Here is a 16,292-nt window from a genome sequence, read left to right as displayed (position 1 = left end):
GCTTAGAAATTGGGGCAGTTTTGCCCCAATTGGCCACTCAGCAGTTCAACAAAGTGAGTTTTGAAGGGCGTTTTGCTGCGGGTGTCCAGCCATTCGCCATTGGCATACTGATAATGAAAACCACCCGATTTTGCAGCCAGCCACAACTCGTGATTGGCCACCTGGCTGTTTAAAATCATCTTGCCTTTGTCTTCAAAATCAAGGGTTAATACATTGCCCGAGCGCATTGAATCTGCATCAAGGTCCAGCGTATCGACCAAGGATTCAATATACTCTTCTACTTGAACCAAGGTGGCATCCACCACCGCCTGGAATTCTGTGTCTGTCATGAAAAAATCACCTCTAAGAACATTGGCCATTGTCACCCTGTTTGCACTGGGCCTGAATGCTTGCGGCCAACGCGGACCACTTTATTTGCCCGAGCCGCCTGCCCCTCTGCCCAAGCCCGCTGGCTACGACAAACCTGAACAACAGCAAAACCGCTAAACCTACAATTTTCGAGCAATTTTACCGTGCAAAACAACTCAGTGAATCCCAGCGATCTAAACCCCCACTTGCAGTTCGACACAGCCAGTGGAGAACTTCAATTCGAGAGCACCGAGCTTTCCGGTTTGGCGCAGGAATTCGGAACACCCTTGTATGTGTATTCCGCCTCTTCCATCAAAGCGGCTTATCGTGCATACGCCAGCGCCTGTCAGGGTCTGGCCCACGTCACCATCTGCTACGCGGTCAAAGCCAACTCCAACATTCATATTCTGAAATTGCTGGCCCAAGAGGGTGCAGGGTTCGACATTGTGTCTGCCGGTGAACTGGCACGTGTCATCGCAGCAGGTGGTGCTCCTGAAAAGGCAGTGTTCGCAGGCGTGGGCAAATCCATGCAGGAAATTGAATACGCACTGGGTCAAGGCGTGGGCTGCTTCAATGTGGAATCTGAAGCCGAAATGGAGCGCGTGGCCCTGGTTGCCGAGAAATTGCAACGGAAAGCCAATGTGTCGCTGCGTGTCAATCCCGATGTCGATGCAAAAACCCACCCCTATATTTCCACGGGCCTGAAAGAAAACAAATTTGGCGTGTCGATGAACGCGGCCAAACGGGTTTATCAATTTGCCAATTCACACCCGTGGCTGAATGTGCATGGCATCGATTGCCACATTGGCTCTCAACTCACGGATGCAAGCCCCTATTTCGATGCGCTTGACCGGGTATTGGCATTGCTTGACCAATTGGCAGCCGACGGCATTGAAATCAACCACCTCGACCTGGGCGGCGGCATCGGCATTCGTTATCTGGACGAAACACCACCCACACCGGCTGAAGTACTACCCAAGTTAATCGGCAAAGTTCAAAGCTGGGCCCAAGCCAAGGGTCGCGGCATGCCCACCTTGTCATTCGAGCCCGGACGCTCCATCGTAGGCAACGCGGGGGTTTTGCTAACCCAGGTTGAATTCCTGAAAGAAAATGAAGGCAAACACTTCGCGATCGTGGACGCCGCCATGAACGACCTGATGCGCCCGGCAATGTACAAAGCGTTCCATGGTGTGGTGGCGGTACAAAACAACCCTCATGCCACGGCACAAGAATACGATGTGGTGGGCCCGGTGTGTGAATCGGGCGACTGGCTGGCAAAAAACCGCACTCTGGCCATTGAACAGGGCGACTACCTCGCCATTTTGTCAGCGGGTGCCTACGGCCAAACCATGGCATCGAACTACAACAGCCGCGGCCGTGCAGCGGAAGTGCTTTTGGAAAACGGCAAAGTCACTTTGATTCGTCGGCGCGAAACCATCGAAGACCAGCTTCGCCCGGAACTCGATGTTTAATCACATCCAGGTATGAAAGAAAAAAGCCCCGATTCAAGCGAACCGGGGCTTTTTTTATTACTCAGCGCGCTAATCGCTTACCTGATTACAACTCGCCGTAAGAATGCAAACCAGACAAGAACATGTTCACGCCCAGGAAAGCAAAACCGGTGACCAGCAAGCCCACCAAAGCCCAATAGGATGCAACCACGCCACGCAGGCCTTTCACCAAACGCATGTGTAGCCAGGCAGCATAGTTCAACCACACCACCAGCGCCCAGGTTTCCTTCGGGTCCCATTGCCAGTATGCGCCCCAGGCCTCTGCGGCCCACAAAGCGCCCAAAATGGTGGCCACTGTGAAAAATGCAAAACCCACGGCGATCGACTTGTACATCACGTCGTCCAGTACTTCCAGCGGGGGCAAGGCATCTGCAATGCGCTTGCGCGCCAGCAAAATTGCACCCACCACGGCACAACCAATGCCCAGGTACAAGGCCCAGTAAATTGAAATTCCTTCGGTACGGAACACCATGGGCTCCAGGAACATCAACACACCCAAAATACCGGTGGGAATCAATGCCTTGATACTGGGCGCATGGGCATACACCTTCAACAGGTAAGCAAACGCCACCATCGCTGCAATCGAGAAAGTACCGTAACCAATGAAGTTGGCGGGTACGTGAATTTTCATCCACCAGCTTTGCAGGGCGGGCACCAATGGCTGAATGGCATAAGCCTGGCGCTCCACGCCGTACCAGGCAAGAAAGCCCACTGCGGCCACCACCACCAACATCACAAAGGCACCCAGCTGGCGGGTTTTATACACCTGCTCGTAAAACAGGTAGTAGATCGCCGTAATCAGGGCAAACAGCACAAAAACTTCGTACAAATTGGAAACCGGAATGTGGCCTACATCCGGCCCTATCAGGTAGCTTTCGTACCAGCGAATGAACATGCCGGCAAAGCCCATCACAACAGCACCCCAGGTCAACGCGGTGCCCACAAAACCCGCTGTGGGAGAACGGCCAACCAAACCAATCCAGTAGGACACAGTGGCTACCACAAACATCACGCCCATCCACAAGATGGCGGATTGACTTGAAAGCAGGTACTTCAGGAAAAACTTCTGCTCTGCGGCCGCCAAATCACCGCCATAACTTGAAATTGCCAGCAAGCTCAAACCCGCGACAGTCAAAATCAACCATTTCAGTGATCCCCAGCGGTAAGCCATGTAAGCCGTCACAGGCACACAACTCCACAAAATAGTGATCTCGTAAATGTCCATGAAACTGTGGTATTGCTGCGAGGCATAACCCGCCGCAGCCACCAACAATGCGGCAAACGCAAAGTCACTCCAATGAAATGATTTTGAAAACCAACCCGCCTTTTTCGTGGGCAAGCCTGGCTTATCGCCCGTGGGGCTTTGATTGATCCAGGTCGAACTCATACCGCATCTCCTGCCGAGGCTGCTTTAGGCGCAGCCCTGCTGTTCAATTCATTCACAAACTGCTCGTACTCTTTCTCAAAATCCATGGTCTTTCGAGTGGTGGACATACCCATCATCACTTTGGAACCCTCTTCATCCTGGGTTACCCAGAAAAATGCCCTGCGCTCGCGGATGTAGAACATCGAAAATACCCCGATGCACAAAAACAAACAACCCAGATAGACAATCCATTGCCCCGGGGCTTTGGCCAACTGAAACACACTGGCCTTCACCTCATCAAACTGGTCCAGCTGAAACATCACTGGCGCGCCATACAGCGACAAATCCGACAGGGCAATTTGTGCGTCCTGCACAAATCGTCCATGTACTTCATCAGGTACTGCAGGAGGCAAGTTGGCCGTGGTGCGTGAAAGTTGATAAACCTCCCACATGGCGCCTTGCAACAAACGAATAATCACGTCACTGGCTTTCTCGCGTTCGCCCTCGGGCACGGTGCTTTCAATAAACTGCGCAATGGCGGGCAAGCCTGACAGCGAATTATTCAAGCCCGCAAAACGCTCCAGGGCACGCTGCGCACTGTCGGCCACACTGGCCACCAACTGGGCCGAATCGGGCCTGTCGCCAAATGCCTGCTGCGCAAAACGCTGTGCCGCGGTTCTTCGAATTTCATCATTTTGCAGGGCCGCGCGGAAGCGCATAAAGCCCTCCAGCTGGCCATTGTCATCGACTGGAATTCTCAGATACTTAAAACCATCCGCGGGGGTTTCACGCACACCCGCCAAATAATACCGTCCGCCATCCAGGTTAATGGGCAACATGTAATTGTGAAACTCACGGGCTTGCCCCGCCTGGTCACGCAACTTGTAGGTAATGCTGGGGCCAATGTTCGTGAATTTGGTCTTTGCGTCCTCTTTGACACCGGGGCCCAACACGCTGGCCAGGTTGGTCTCGAAAGGTGACAAGGCATCGGCATTGCCCAAGGCCAAATCGTCCACGCTCACCTGGTCAGCGTTGTCCACGGGCAAGGCCTCTACATTGATTGATTTGAAAGCAGTGAACTCCACCTTCAAATCCCGGCTCAAATCGCCTTGCAACTGGCTCAGGTCTCGGCCACCGCCCACCACACCATCCAGGTCGAAGCGATAGTCACGCTCGCCGGTTAGCGGAATGCCTTTCAGTTGAACCTTGGTGCCACCATCGTCAAAGCTCGACTGATACACCGTCACACCCTTGTAAATCAGCGGTTTGTTCACCTCAATGGTGGCCTCAAACCGCTCCTGGGTGTCCGGGTCAAAAACCTCCACATCACTGGCGAACAACTTGGGCATGCCCGTGCTGTAAAAATCAATTCGAAATTCTTTCAGGGTCAGCTCAAACGGCAGGTCTTGCACCAGCAAACCATCATCGGTATTCAACACCGCCACACGGCTGGTTTCACCCTCTGGCAATAGCAAATTGGCACGGTAACTTGGGTTCGATTCCGCAAGGCGCGCCTTTTCCGGAATGCCCGCCGTAATTTCAGCCCCGGTCACAGGCGTTTTGCCAGTTGCCCAAACGGCAACCTGCAAAGGCACACCGCTGTCCAGCAAGCCACCAATGCAAATCACAATAATCGACAAATGCGCGGCGATGTATCCAAAACGGTTTGCACTGCCTGCTTTGGCGGCCACCATGGTGCCGTTGTCGCGCACCGATTGTTTCACCTTGAAACCTTTGTGCTCCAGCCACTCGGTGACGATGCCTGGCAATTCAGAGGGCTTCTCCTTGAATCGCCCCTCCCAACGGTGAGCAAAGGCCCTCAAACTGTTCTCGCGAATATTCTCGCGATACACCCGCATTTCCTTGATCATCTTGGGCGTATTGCGGTAAACGCACAAGGAAGTGGACACCACCAAAAACGCCATCACGGCGATAAACCAGGGCGCATTGTAAATTCGGAACAAACCCATGGGTTCGAAAAACGAAGCCCAGAAAGGCCCAAACTGGTTCACGTAGTTCACCCAGGGATCAGCCTGACCAACCACCGTACCAATTGCAGAGGCGATACAAATCAGCGTCAGCAGGCTGATTGCAAAACGCATCGAGCCCAGCAACTCCATCAAACTGACCCAAAACGACTGCTTGCCCATTCTTTGTGGGTTCAAATTGTCTGCCACGTCCCCTGAACTACTCACACGCTTCCCCACTATTGACTCTTTGTACTTCTCTCACTTTCCCGACTTTTGCCCATGCCGAAAAAAAAGGGGCTATCCTCTAGCCCCTTTTTGACCGGCGATTGCGTCAAATGTTCAACGCAAACCTGCGATGTAATCGGACACTGCTTTCATTTCCTTGTCCGACATCTTGTTTGCAATTACTGTCATCTGTTCGCTGTTGTTGCGCACACCATCACGGAAGGCTATCAACTGGCTCTCTGTGTACTGGGCATGCTGACCACCCAAACGTGGATACTGGGCTGGAATACCAGCGCCATTCGGGCTGTGGCAACCGGCACAAGCTGGAATTTTTTTGTCGGCAATACCACCACGATAAATCTTTTCACCCAAGGCCAGGGTGTCTTTGTTCTTGGCTGAACTCAAAGTCTGTTTTTGCGCTTGCAGGTAAGCCGACACGTTCTTCATGTCTTCATCTGACAAAGCAGCTGCGAAGCCTGCCATGATTGCATTGTCTCGCAGCGGCTTTTCACCATCTTTGCCAGGCTTGAAATTTACCAGTTGCTTGTACAGGTACTCGGCATGCTGACCCGCGATCTTGGGATAAATAGGAGCTGAGGCATTGCCATCGGCGCCGTGGCAAGCCACACACTGCTGCATGATCTCCTTGCCTTTGGCCAAATCAGGTTTGAACACTTCAACGGGGCCGGCAGCTTGGGCCACAGACATTGAAAACATCAAAGCGGCAAACAGAGAACTCAGTTTAAGCGTCGTCAGCTTGTTCAGCATGGTCAAACCCATCAAAAAGTGCATCAAAAAATAGTGCGGCTATCCAAAAAACCCTGCCCAGCCAGCCCAATCAAAAACAAGGGCGCGGCCACCAAAGGCGCGCAACTACAGCAAAGTTTTCACAAACCCTAGATTATAACCACTCAAGCGGCTGTCTTGCATCTAAAATGTGCGCATGACAATCAATTTCCACAACACGCATTTCGAGATCTCAGCATCTCGCATGGTCGAATGCCCGGGCGCCAGCGTCCCCGAGATCGTATTTGCCGGGCGCTCAAACGCCGGCAAGTCCACGGCCATTAACACCCTTTGCAAACAGCGTCAATTGGCCTATGCCAGTAAAATGCCCGGCCGCACCCAGCTTCTCAACTTTTTTCACGTCATTGAGCAGGCCGAGCCAATTGCGCGCCTGGTCGATCTTCCAGGCTACGGCTTTGCCCAATTGGCGCAAACCAGCCAAAGCGTGTGGGACAAAGAGCTGGGTAGCTACCTGGCTGAACGCCCCAGCCTGGTGGGTACGGTGCTGATTGTAGATTGCCGTCGCGGCCTGCTTGAACTTGATTATGCTTTAATCAAATGGGTGGGGCATCGCCAGTTGCCGGTGCACATCCTTCTGTCCAAGGCCGACAAATTCAACCGTCAAGAGCAGGTGCTTGCCTTGCGTTCCACACAAAAAGCCCTCGATCCTTATCGGGTAAATGGCCATGAAATCACGGTTCAACTGTGGTCTGCATTGAAAAAAATCGGCATGGTTGAACTGGAAACCCAACTGTCGAATTGGGTAAGACCGCCCGTACCCACCCCCGAAACACCTGAAACCGAGCCGCCGACAACATGACCCAACATCTGTATCATCGCCCCCGTCGCCTGCGTCGAACAGACGCACTGCGTCGCCTCGTGTCCGAGCACACACTGAGCGCAGCCGATTTCATTTATCCAGTCTTCGTCATACCAGGCAGCAACAAACGTGAATCCGTGGCCTCCATGCCCGGCGTAGAACGCCTGTCACTCGACCTGTTGTTTACCAAGGCCGAACAATGCCTGGCATTGGGTGTACCGGTGATGGCTTTGTTCCCTGTCATCGAAACCGACAAAAAAACCGCCGACGGCCTGGAAGCCACCAACCCCGAGGGTTTGGTGCCGCATGCGGTGCGAGAACTGAAAAAGCGTTTTCCCGAATTGATGCTGCTGACCGACGTCGCGCTCGACCCATTCACCAGCCACGGCCAGGACGGCCTGATTGACGAACATGGCTATGTGCTGAACGACGAAACTGTCGAAGTGTTGCAAATGCAGGCTTTGGTACAAGCGCAGGCAGGCGTGGACATCGTCGCCCCCAGCGACATGATGGACGGTCGCATTGGCGCCATTCGAGAAACCCTCGAAGCCAACCGCTGCATTCACACCAGCATCATGGCCTACTCCGCGAAATACGCCTCGGCTTTCTACGGTCCCTTCCGAGACGCGGTGGGATCGAGCGGCAACCTGGGAAAAAGCAACAAAAAGGTGTATCAAATGAACCCGGCCAACAGCAATGAAGCGCTGCTGGAAGTCGGCATGGACCTGGATGAAGGCGCAGACATGGTCATGGTCAAACCTGGCATGCCTTATCTGGACATTTTGTGGCGCGTGAAAGAAAAATTCGCCCGTCCCACCTTTGCCTATCAGGTCAGTGGTGAATACGCCATGATCAAAGCAGCCGCGCAAAACGGCTGGCTGGACGAAAACGCCGTCATGCTTGAATCCTTGCTGGCCTTCAAACGCGCGGGCGCAGACGGTATCCTCACTTACTTCGCACTCGACGCGGCAAAACTTCTGAAACAGGGTTAATTCGCATGGGAATCTGGACGCATCTGACTCAAGACAAGATCAAGAAGTTAAGTGATGCGCCCAGCCAGTTGCCCGAGTCCGGGTTTCTGTGGCTCGACACACAACTCGATGAAGAGTTGTCCTGGCTGCCGGCGGTTGAATCCCTGCTCGGCTTCAAGTTGGACGAACTGCATCTGGAAGACCTCGGCAACACCTTTCATCCCAGTCACTTCGACATTGGTGATGGCTACAACATTCTGATCATCCGGTCATTGTCCAGCAAACCCCTGTTTGACGAAAACAATCGGCTCAGCATCAAAACACGCCCAGTGTTTTTTGTTATCACTCCAAAACTGTTGGTCACGTTTCGGCCCAAAGACAGCCGCACATTTGCCATGGCCCGCAAGTTTGTGGAAAGTGCGCCTGAAAAACCAATGGATGAAATCGAAACTTTCCTGAAATTCAAACGTGCCCCAGCGGGCACAGACGAACTCATGATCCAGTTGGTCAGCAATTTGGTGGACCGCTTCATGGAAACCCGGATCGAAATTTCCGAACAACTGGATCGCTGGCAACGTGATTTGCTCAATCCGCGCAAACGCTTTCAAGACTGGAATGCCTTGCTCGCCGCTCGCAATGAAATGAATCGACTGGAATCAGTTGCTCAAGACCAGCGCGATGCGCTCACCGACTGGCAAGACGATCAAGAGCGTGAAGGCCGCATGGCTGCCGCCCTCCAAGTGAATGCACGCGACACGCTTGAACACCTGGAGCGAGTCGTCAGCCTCACCCGCCGCCTGGGTGCAAATACGGAAACTGCGGTGCAGCTTCACTTCTCCGCTACAGCGCACAAAACCAATGAAATCGTCACCGTGCTGACCATGCTGACAGCGTTGTTCATGCCACTCACGCTCATCAGCGGCATTTTTGGCATGAACTTCGAAGAAATACCTTTCTTGAAAAATCCGAATGGGTTCTGGATCAGCCTGGGTCTCATGGGCCTCTCCAGCATCATTTCAATTGGATTGATCTTCTGGATCAAAGGCCGAAATCACCTCGGCAAACCCTGAACGGCTCCAGGCTTACAAACCAAGGTTGGGACGAACCTGGTTCAAGGTCTGATCAAACCGCTTCGCATTCTGAAAGCCAATCACCTGATGAATAGACTCTGTTTGCCCGGCCGGAAAAAACAAAATTGCCGGTGGTCCAAACAGGCTGAATTGCTTTAACAAAGCCTGATCACCTGCGGTATTGTCAGTCACATCCACCTGCACCAAACGAATACCATTGAGCTTTTCCTTGACCGAGGTGTCCGTCAAGGTAAACAACTCAAATTCTTTGCAACTCACACACCAGTCCGCGTAAAAATCGAGCATTACTGGCTGCTGGCTCGATTCAATCAAACTCACAACCTCCTCACTGCGCACCTTCTCAAACGCAGGTTTGCCTGTCGCAAGTTGTTGAGATACTCCGTTCGCACCTGTTTGCTGACCATTCAAACCAGCCAAAGGCTGAAGCAGGCTACCTGAGCCAGAAAAAAGGCCCATCAGGTAAATCAAGGCCAAAAGCGTAAACAACAAACCGAATGTTTTGCTGATCACCTTGCCTCGTGAGCCCATAGTCGCCATGCTGCTTGCACCATGAAACAAGGCCGCCGCAGTCATACACGCCAACAAAGCCCACATCGCCATAATCAGCCACACTGGCGTCACTGGCGTAATTGTCCACACCGCCACGGCCAACAACACAAAACCGAACGCAGCCGACACCCAACTCATCCAGGCCCCAGCCTTTGGCAATGCTGCACCTGCGCCTGCGGCAAACAGCACCAGAGGCAAGCCCATGCCCAAGGCCAGCAAAAACAAAGCTGCTCCACCCAAAACTGCGTCACCAGTTTGTCCGATATACAACAACGCACCAGCCAAGGGCGGCGCCACACACGGACCCAACAACAGAGCCGACAACACGCCCATGACCAACACGGGAATGAATTGCCCACCTTTCAGGCGACCGGTTTTTTCTTGCAACCACCCTTGAAAACTCGCCGGCAATTGCAGCGAATAACCCATCAAGAGTGCAACCCCCAGCAAGGCCAACACACCACCAAAAGCCCACAGCACGGGTGGCTGTTGCATGGCCATGACCAGGCTTTGACCTGTCAATCCAGCCAGCACGCCCAACAAAGCGTATGTCAGGGCCATGCCCAACACATACACCAATGCCAAAGCCATGGGCCTTGTCTTGCCCGCCGCCCCTTGACCGCCAGCTTGATGACCAACCACCAAACTGCTGACAATTGGCAACATCGGCAAAGTACAGGGCGTAAAAGCCAACAGCAAACCCAAACCAAAAAACACCGGCAGAACCACCAGCCACGATTGGGCTGCCAGCCTGCTTGCCAAGTCGCCCGCCTCATCTGCGGGCAAACCAGTGCTGGATTGCCTGCTGTTCATTGAGGGCGAGTCCACCTTATTCCCGAAGAATGAGCCTACTCCACCACCCAACACTCCACCCAACAAACCACTGTCCTTGAATGCCACCGGCGTGGTCATTGGCGGGTAACACAAGCCTGCGTCCGCGCACCCTTGGGAAATCAATACAGCCTTGGCCACATCCACCGGGTTATCACCCAAACCATAACGAATTTGAAACGCCATTTCTCCCCGAAGCGCTTCAATTTCCTGATTCAGAAATTCATCAAACTTCCGATCGCCCCGCGGCAAGTCAACAAACTCAAACACCGGCAAACTCATCGGGTTCTCAAGCGCAAACCGCTCACGGTACAAGTAATACTCTGGCGCCACTTTGGCACGCACATCGATCAGGCAGTTCTCAACACAAGCCGGGTCTTGCACACTCAACGTAAACTGAAACGCCTCTTCGGGCGGCAAAAAATCATTGGCACGGGCCTGACTTACACTCACGCACAAACTGACCAGCAGCAACAACGCTGGCCACATCCAGCGCACGGTTCGCTCACTCATGCCCCAACTCCCTTGCCGCTTGCAGCAATCCAGTCAAGGTAAGGCACGTGTCCATCGGCAATTGGCAGCAGGATCAGCTCTGGCACCTCATAGCCATGCAAACGCGGCAACGCCCTCTTCAATTCCTCGCATTGCGATTCGGAACACTTCATCATCAACATCCATTCCTTGGTCTGCTCAACCTTTCCCTGCCAGCGATACACCGACTCCACCGGGCCCACAATATTCACACAGGCCACCAACTGCTCATCCACCAAACGATGTGCCAACGCCGTAGCACGACCATGTGAGTCAACTGTGGAATAAGCCACCCAACAGCGTTCCGCATTGTTCTTCATGCGCCTTTCCGTTTAAACCTGCGTTCGGTCAAGAATATCGCGAACCCTATTCCCACTGTCGCATAGACAGCCATTTGAACCAAAAGTGCCGGCAACATGCTGAAATCACGCGCATAAATACCCCTGAGTGCATCGACCACCACCGAAAGTGGCATGTAGTCAGCCACCATCCTCAACCATTGCGGCAACTGCTCCCTCGGGAAAAATGCACCCGACAAGAATGTCATTGGTGTTACCACCAAGGTAAAATAAAACATAAAGAAATCGTAGCTCGGCGCCCTGGCATTGATACACAGCCCAAACCCGGCAAACATCAAACAAGCAAGAATCAGCACAAACCAGGACAAAACCCAGAATTGAACGTCACCAATACCCAACAGTGCGACGATCAATAACATGGCCCCCGTACTGATTAAACCTTTGCTGGCAGCCCAACTGCATTCACCCAACACCACCTCGCGCAGGCGAACCGGCGTGTTCATGATCACCTGCCATGTTTTCTGGGTGTGCATGCGTGAAAACGCAGAGTACAAGGCTTCAAAAGTGGGCGCATTCATGGCGCTAATGCATACAGCCCCCACGGCCAAGTAGTTCAGGTACGGCATGCCCCCCACATTGGGCAACATCGACCCGAGCCCCAAGCCAAAGGCCATCAAGGCCATTACGGGGTCAACCACATTGCCGAGTAACGATGGAAGCGCCAGCTTTCGCCACACCAAAAAATTTCGGCGCCACACCTGAAATACCGCATGAAAATTAATCATCGCGCAAAGCCCTGCCAGTCAAACTGAAAAACACATCTTCCAGATTTCCCGGGCGATAAATATAGTCCACATCGGATTGGGGCGAACGTTTCAAAGCCTCCAACATCTCGTCGGCTTTTTCATTCCTGAAATAAAAAGTCTCGCCTCGCTGCTCGATCGGCTCACCCTTTGAACTCACATGCTGCGACACGCAACGCGCCGCACCCGCGCCCCACAACTCCAGTACTGCGTGGCCAACCACATTGCGGATCAGCGTCAGGGGTTTGTCACAAGCCACAATATCGCCATGATCAAGCACAGCCACCCGGTCCGCCAGGCGCTGTGCCTCATCCATGTAGTGCGTCGTTAAAAACATCGCCATGCCCTGGCGCTTCAGGTCAACCAACCGATCCCAAATCACATGTTTCGCTTGCGGGTCCAGGCCCGTAGTTGGCTCATCAAGAAACAAAACCTTTGGCTGATTGATCAGGGCGCGAGCCAACATCAAACGCCTGCGCATGCCGCCAGACAATGTGGCTACCGAATCATTTCTGCGGTTTACCAACTGCGCGAAACCCAGCAACAACTCGGCACGCTCACGCAATTGCTTGCCGTGCAGGCCGAAATAACGGCCAAACACCATCAAGTTCTCGAATACCGTGAAATCGGGGTCCAGCGCATCGTATTGAGGCACCACACCCACATCCTGCCTGGCAATGTGCCCTGCTTCGGGAAGAGTTTTCCCCAGCAACTCCACCACGCCATCATCCGCCTGCGCCAAGCCCAGCGCCAAGGCAATCGTGGTTGACTTTCCAGCGCCGTTCGGCCCCAGCAAAGCAACACACTCGCCCGCATTCAGCGAAAAATTCAAACCAGTCAGTACCGCGCGTCCACCATAGGTTTTGCGTACGCCACTCAAGTTCAATACAGTAGAGCCAGCCACTTACCAAAATCCCCTACAACTTTCGACACAAAACAGACCCGTCAAAGAAAATAAAAAAGCCGCGCTAGCATAAGCTAACACGGCTTTCTTAAAACTGATTCCAGAACACTCACATTCAGCATCACTTGAAGTGGCAACACAGTCACCACAAAAAGCAATGTCAAATGCTTAGGCCTGCTCTTCAGCTATTTCTACAATCTCAGCAGTTTCGGGACGATCCACCAACTCAACCAAAGCCATTGGTGCATTGTCGCCTTTGCGGAAACCAAACTTCAAAACGCGCATGTAACCACCTGGGCGAGCCGCGTAACGAGGACCGATCTCGTCAAACAACTTAACAACCATTTCACGGTCACGCAAGCGGCTAAATGCCAGGCGCTTGTTGGCCAATGTGGGTGACTTGCCCATGGTAATAATGGGTTCTGCAATCTTGCGCAGTTCCTTGGCCTTTGGCAGCGTTGTTTTGATCACTTCGTGACGCAACAAAGCGTTGGTCATGTTTCTAAACATTGCAAGGCGGTGGCTGCTGGTGCGATTTAGTTTACGCAATCCATGACGGTGACGCATTTTAAATATCCTTCAATCTAACAAACGCTAAGCTCAAGGCTTATCGAGACCGGCGGGTGGCCAGTTTTCCAATTTCATACCGAGTGTCAAACCGCGTGCGGCCAACACCTCCTTGATTTCGTTCAATGACTTGCGACCCAGGTTTGGAGTCTTCAACAACTCGTTTTCTGTGCGCTGAATCAGATCGCCGATGTAATAAATGTTCTCTGCTTTCAAACAGTTTGCCGAACGTACTGTCAGTTCCAGATCATCGACTGGACGCAACAGGATTGGATCAACCTGTGGAGCACGTTGAGAAACTTCGGGTTCAGCCGTATTTTCCAGTGCAGCAAACACCGACAACTGCTCAACCAGAATACGCGCAGCCAAACGAATTGACTCCTCTGGCGACAACACACCATTGGTTTCAATCGACATCACCAAACGGTCCAAATCAGTACGCTGTTCTACACGCGCGCTTTCCACAGCGTAAGAGACACGTTTAACCGGACTGAATGATGCATCCAACACGATGCGGCCAATCGCCTTGCTTGGCTCATCAGGAAAACGACGAACCGAACCTGGCACATAACCACGACCTTTTTCAACTTTGATCTGCATGTCCAGCTTGCCGCCTTGCGACAAATGGGCAATCACGTGATCTGGGTTGATGATTTCAACATCATGGGGAAGCTCAATGTCACCCGCAGTCACTACACCCTCAACCTCGCGCTTCAAAGTCACGGTCACCACATCGCGTGATTCCAACTTGAAGACGATTCCTTTCAGGTTCAACAACAGGTCTACTACGTCTTCCTGCACTCCATCCAGTGTCGAGTATTCATGAACCACACCAGCGATTGACACCTCAGTGGGAGCATAACCAATCATGGATGACAACAACACGCGACGCAGAGCATTACCCAGAGTGTGGCCATAACCACGCTCAAACGGCTCCATTACTACTTTTGCACTGTTGGGAGCGACTGTCTCGACCTCAACAATACGTGGCTTCAGCAAGCTAGCATTAAACATTCAAAATCCTTTTCAATACCCTCGGCTCGTTACACCGATAAGGCTGGGGATCCCTGGGATCAGTTAATCAAATTAACGTGAGTACAATTCAACGATCAAGCTTTCGTTGATCTCTTGAGAGAGGTCAGCGCGCTCAGGAATGCTCTTGAAAGAACCTTCCATTTTCTTCGCATCCACATTGACCCACAGCGGGAAACCCATCTGTTCAGCCAAAGTTACAGACTCAACGATACGTGCCTGTGTCTTCGACTTTTCGCGAATGGAAATCACGTCATTCAACTTCACAGAATAGGAAGGAATGTTAACGGCTTTACCATTCACCAAAATTGCCTTGTGGCTGACCAGCTGACGTGCTTCGGCGCGTGTCGAGCCAAAACCCATGCGATAAACCACATTGTCCAGACGGGATTCCAACAGTTGCAACAAGGTTTCACCGGTGTTGCCTTTGCGGCGTGATGCTTCAGCAAAGTAGCGACGGAACTGCTTTTCCAGCACTCCGTACATACGCTTCACTTTTTGCTTTTCACGCAATTGTTGGCCGTAGTCAGAGGTACGAGCACCTGAGGTGCGACCATGCTGACCTGGCTTTGAATCCAGTTTGCACTTGGAATCGAGACTACGGCGTGCGCTTTTCAGACTTAAGTCTGTGCCTTCACGACGTGACAACTTACACTTTGGACCTGTATATCTAGCCACTTGAAACCTCTTTCATTACGCGATTTGACTCGCTTCAGTCCGCCAAACGATCTGACGAACAATGGTCTTAAAAAATTAGATGCGACGACGCTTGGGAGGACGACATCCGTTGTGCGGGATCGGAGTGATGTCAGAAATACTGGTCACTTTGATACCCAATGCATTCAAAGCACGTACGCTAGACTCACGGCCTGGGCCAGGTCCTTTGATAAGTACTTCAACTGTCTTGATACCGCATTCTTGCGCGGCCTTGCCTGCAACTTCAGCAGCCACCTGAGCAGCAAAAGGAGTCGACTTGCGTGAACCCTTGAAGCCCTGCGCACCCGATGTAGACCAAGCCAAGGCGTTGCCCTGACGATCTGTGATCGTGATGATGGTGTTGTTGAATGAGGCGTGTACGTGCGCAATACCGTCAGAAATATTCTTTTTGACTTTTTTGCGTGCGCGGTTATTCGCTGTTCCTTTGGCCATTTGGCTAACCTTCCTATGATTACCTGATTATTTCTTCAGTGCGATACCAGCACGCTTCGGACCCTTGCGAGTGCGAGAGTTTGTGCGAGTACGCTGACCACGTACAGGCAGACCCTTGCGGTGACGGAAACCACGATAGCAACCCAAATCCATCAAACGCTTGATGTTCATGGTTACTTCACGGCGCAGATCACCTTCAGTCAGGTACTTGCCCACTTCGTCACGCAGCTTTTCCAAATCCGCGTCGTCGAGGTCTTTAACCTTCTTGGACTCAGGAATTGAGGTCACTGCACAAATTTTCTTGGCGGTGGAACGACCAATGCCGAAAATAGCAGTCAGACCGATAACGGTATGCTGGTGGCTTGGAATGTTAATGCCGGCAATACGAGCCATTTAAATCCCCTTTTATTAACCTTGACGCTGCTTGTGGCGCGGCTCAGAACAAATCACGCGAACAACGCCTTTGCGCTTGATCACTTTGCATTTTCTACAAATCTTTTTTACAGATGCCTGAACTTTCATGGCGAAACTCCAAAAAG

18 protein-coding genes and 1 pseudogene are annotated in these 16,292 nt (G+C 52.4%); 5 read left to right on the top strand and 14 right to left on the bottom strand.

All coding sequences use genetic code 11. The annotated features are described in order from the left end of the window. Window positions 1-2: 2 nt before the first annotated feature. Entirely contained in the window at window positions 3-329 is a 327-nt protein-coding gene (gene cyaY / locus HKT17_RS01995) for an iron donor protein CyaY (protein ID WP_105028088.1), read from the bottom strand. Here cyaY and lptM point away from each other — a divergent pair. Then, window positions 328-435, top strand: a pseudogene (gene lptM, locus HKT17_RS01990) (LPS translocon maturation chaperone LptM); the annotation flags it as partial. The gene cyaY and the pseudogene lptM overlap by 2 nt on opposite strands. Window positions 436-512: 77 nt before the next feature. Next, window positions 513-1,820 carry a diaminopimelate decarboxylase gene (gene lysA / locus HKT17_RS01985; RefSeq protein WP_171097423.1) on the top strand — a complete coding sequence of 436 codons (1,308 nt, stop codon included), beginning with the start codon at window positions 513-515 and terminating at the stop codon, window positions 1,818-1,820. Window positions 1,821-1,905: 85 nt separating this feature from the next. On the opposite strand, the gene ccsB is transcribed toward lysA, so the two are convergent. From ccsB to HKT17_RS01970, 3 genes are all read right to left on the bottom strand, one after another. Beyond that, complete coding sequence (gene ccsB / locus HKT17_RS01980) at window positions 1,906-3,246, bottom strand: c-type cytochrome biogenesis protein CcsB (protein ID WP_105028086.1); 1,341 nt, start codon at window positions 3,244-3,246, stop codon at window positions 1,906-1,908. Then, window positions 3,243-5,420, bottom strand: coding sequence for a cytochrome c biogenesis protein ResB (locus HKT17_RS01975; protein ID WP_240965880.1), 2,178 nt, complete (start codon window positions 5,418-5,420; stop codon window positions 3,243-3,245). Before HKT17_RS01975 ends, ccsB begins: the two co-directional genes overlap by 4 nt. Window positions 5,421-5,534: 114 nt before the next feature. Next, window positions 5,535-6,200 carry a c-type cytochrome gene (locus tag HKT17_RS01970; protein ID WP_240965878.1) on the bottom strand — a complete coding sequence of 222 codons (666 nt, stop codon included), beginning with the start codon at window positions 6,198-6,200 and terminating at the stop codon, window positions 5,535-5,537. 163 nt (window positions 6,201-6,363) lie between these two features. Between HKT17_RS01970 and yihA the strand changes: the two genes are divergently transcribed. The 3 genes from yihA to HKT17_RS01955 are packed head-to-tail and all read left to right on the top strand — an operon-like array spanning window position 6,364 to window position 9,067. Then, window positions 6,364-7,026, top strand: a complete 663-nt coding sequence (gene yihA, locus HKT17_RS01965; RefSeq protein WP_171097420.1) for a ribosome biogenesis GTP-binding protein YihA/YsxC — start codon at window positions 6,364-6,366, stop codon at window positions 7,024-7,026. Beyond that, window positions 7,023-8,018, top strand: a complete 996-nt coding sequence (hemB, locus tag HKT17_RS01960) for a porphobilinogen synthase (protein WP_171097418.1) — start codon at window positions 7,023-7,025, stop codon at window positions 8,016-8,018. Before yihA ends, hemB begins: the two co-directional genes overlap by 4 nt. Before the next feature lie 5 nt (window positions 8,019-8,023). Further along, window positions 8,024-9,067: a magnesium transporter CorA family protein gene (locus tag HKT17_RS01955; protein WP_171097417.1), complete on the top strand. Its 1,044-nt coding sequence runs from the start codon at window positions 8,024-8,026 to the stop codon at window positions 9,065-9,067. A 12-nt stretch (window positions 9,068-9,079) separates the two neighbouring features. Here HKT17_RS01955 and dsbD read toward each other — a convergent pair whose 3' ends face one another. From dsbD to rpmJ, 10 genes are all read right to left on the bottom strand, one after another. Further along, window positions 9,080-10,981 (bottom strand): protein-disulfide reductase DsbD, encoded by a 1,902-nt coding sequence (gene dsbD / locus HKT17_RS01950; RefSeq protein ID WP_171097414.1) that lies wholly within the window; start codon window positions 10,979-10,981, stop codon window positions 9,080-9,082. Then, a complete protein-coding gene (gene cutA, locus HKT17_RS01945; RefSeq protein ID WP_171097412.1) occupies window positions 10,978-11,319 on the bottom strand; it encodes a divalent-cation tolerance protein CutA in 342 nt (113 codons plus the stop codon). The genes dsbD and cutA overlap by 4 nt, the downstream gene beginning before the upstream one ends. Continuing rightward, window positions 11,316-12,083, bottom strand: a complete 768-nt coding sequence (locus HKT17_RS01940) for an ABC transporter permease (protein ID WP_171097410.1) — start codon at window positions 12,081-12,083, stop codon at window positions 11,316-11,318. The genes cutA and HKT17_RS01940 overlap by 4 nt, the downstream gene beginning before the upstream one ends. Next, on the bottom strand, window positions 12,076-13,005 hold the full coding sequence (locus HKT17_RS01935; protein WP_105028077.1) for an ATP-binding cassette domain-containing protein: 930 nt from the start codon (window positions 13,003-13,005) through the stop codon (window positions 12,076-12,078). Before HKT17_RS01935 ends, HKT17_RS01940 begins: the two co-directional genes overlap by 8 nt. A 168-nt stretch (window positions 13,006-13,173) precedes the next feature. Continuing rightward, entirely contained in the window at window positions 13,174-13,572 is a 399-nt protein-coding gene (gene rplQ / locus HKT17_RS01930; RefSeq protein WP_008249425.1) for a 50S ribosomal protein L17, read from the bottom strand. A gap of 33 nt (window positions 13,573-13,605) precedes the next feature. Next, entirely contained in the window at window positions 13,606-14,586 is a 981-nt protein-coding gene (locus HKT17_RS01925; protein ID WP_008249422.1) for a DNA-directed RNA polymerase subunit alpha, read from the bottom strand. Window positions 14,587-14,658: 72 nt separating this feature from the next. After that, a complete protein-coding gene (rpsD, locus tag HKT17_RS01920) occupies window positions 14,659-15,282 on the bottom strand; it encodes a 30S ribosomal protein S4 (RefSeq protein ID WP_105028076.1) in 624 nt (207 codons plus the stop codon). Window positions 15,283-15,357: 75 nt separating this feature from the next. Further along, complete coding sequence (gene rpsK / locus HKT17_RS01915; RefSeq protein WP_008249418.1) at window positions 15,358-15,753, bottom strand: 30S ribosomal protein S11; 396 nt, start codon at window positions 15,751-15,753, stop codon at window positions 15,358-15,360. Between the two features lie 27 nt (window positions 15,754-15,780). Beyond that, a complete protein-coding gene (gene rpsM, locus HKT17_RS01910; RefSeq protein WP_008249417.1) occupies window positions 15,781-16,146 on the bottom strand; it encodes a 30S ribosomal protein S13 in 366 nt (121 codons plus the stop codon). A 15-nt stretch (window positions 16,147-16,161) separates the two neighbouring features. Further along, window positions 16,162-16,275, bottom strand: coding sequence for a 50S ribosomal protein L36 (rpmJ, locus tag HKT17_RS01905; protein WP_008249416.1), 114 nt, complete (start codon window positions 16,273-16,275; stop codon window positions 16,162-16,164). Window positions 16,276-16,292 lie beyond the last annotated feature (17 nt).

The sequence above is a fragment of the Limnobacter sp. SAORIC-580 genome (assembly GCF_013004065.1).
Taxonomy (GTDB): domain Bacteria; phylum Pseudomonadota; class Gammaproteobacteria; order Burkholderiales; family Burkholderiaceae_B; genus Limnobacter; species Limnobacter profundi.
Note: the sequence above shows the minus strand (reverse complement) of the source record. Positions and strands in the feature narration are given on the sequence as shown.

Bases quoted from the DNA above. Each gene is read 5' to 3' on its own strand.
- cyaY (WP_105028088.1), bottom strand. From the start codon at position 329: ATGACAGACACAGAATTCCAGGCGGTGGTGGATGCCACCTTGGTTCAA.
- ccsB (WP_105028086.1), bottom strand. From the start codon at position 3,246: ATGAGTTCGACCTGGATCAATCAAAGCCCCACGGGCGATAAGCCAGGC.
- HKT17_RS01970 (WP_240965878.1), bottom strand. From the start codon at position 6,200: ATGGGTTTGACCATGCTGAACAAGCTGACGACGCTTAAACTGAGTTCT.
- yihA (WP_171097420.1), top strand. From the start codon at position 6,364: ATGACAATCAATTTCCACAACACGCATTTCGAGATCTCAGCATCTCGC.
- hemB (WP_171097418.1), top strand. From the start codon at position 7,023: ATGACCCAACATCTGTATCATCGCCCCCGTCGCCTGCGTCGAACAGAC.
- HKT17_RS01955 (WP_171097417.1), top strand. From the start codon at position 8,024: ATGGGAATCTGGACGCATCTGACTCAAGACAAGATCAAGAAGTTAAGT.
- dsbD (WP_171097414.1), bottom strand. From the start codon at position 10,981: ATGAGTGAGCGAACCGTGCGCTGGATGTGGCCAGCGTTGTTGCTGCTG.
- cutA (WP_171097412.1), bottom strand. From the start codon at position 11,319: ATGAAGAACAATGCGGAACGCTGTTGGGTGGCTTATTCCACAGTTGAC.
- HKT17_RS01940 (WP_171097410.1), bottom strand. From the start codon at position 12,083: ATGATTAATTTTCATGCGGTATTTCAGGTGTGGCGCCGAAATTTTTTG.
- rplQ (WP_008249425.1), bottom strand. From the start codon at position 13,572: ATGCGTCACCGTCATGGATTGCGTAAACTAAATCGCACCAGCAGCCAC.
- HKT17_RS01925 (WP_008249422.1), bottom strand. From the start codon at position 14,586: ATGTTTAATGCTAGCTTGCTGAAGCCACGTATTGTTGAGGTCGAGACA.
- rpsK (WP_008249418.1), bottom strand. From the start codon at position 15,753: ATGGCCAAAGGAACAGCGAATAACCGCGCACGCAAAAAAGTCAAAAAG.
- rpsM (WP_008249417.1), bottom strand. From the start codon at position 16,146: ATGGCTCGTATTGCCGGCATTAACATTCCAAGCCACCAGCATACCGTT.
- rpmJ (WP_008249416.1), bottom strand. From the start codon at position 16,275: ATGAAAGTTCAGGCATCTGTAAAAAAGATTTGTAGAAAATGCAAAGTG.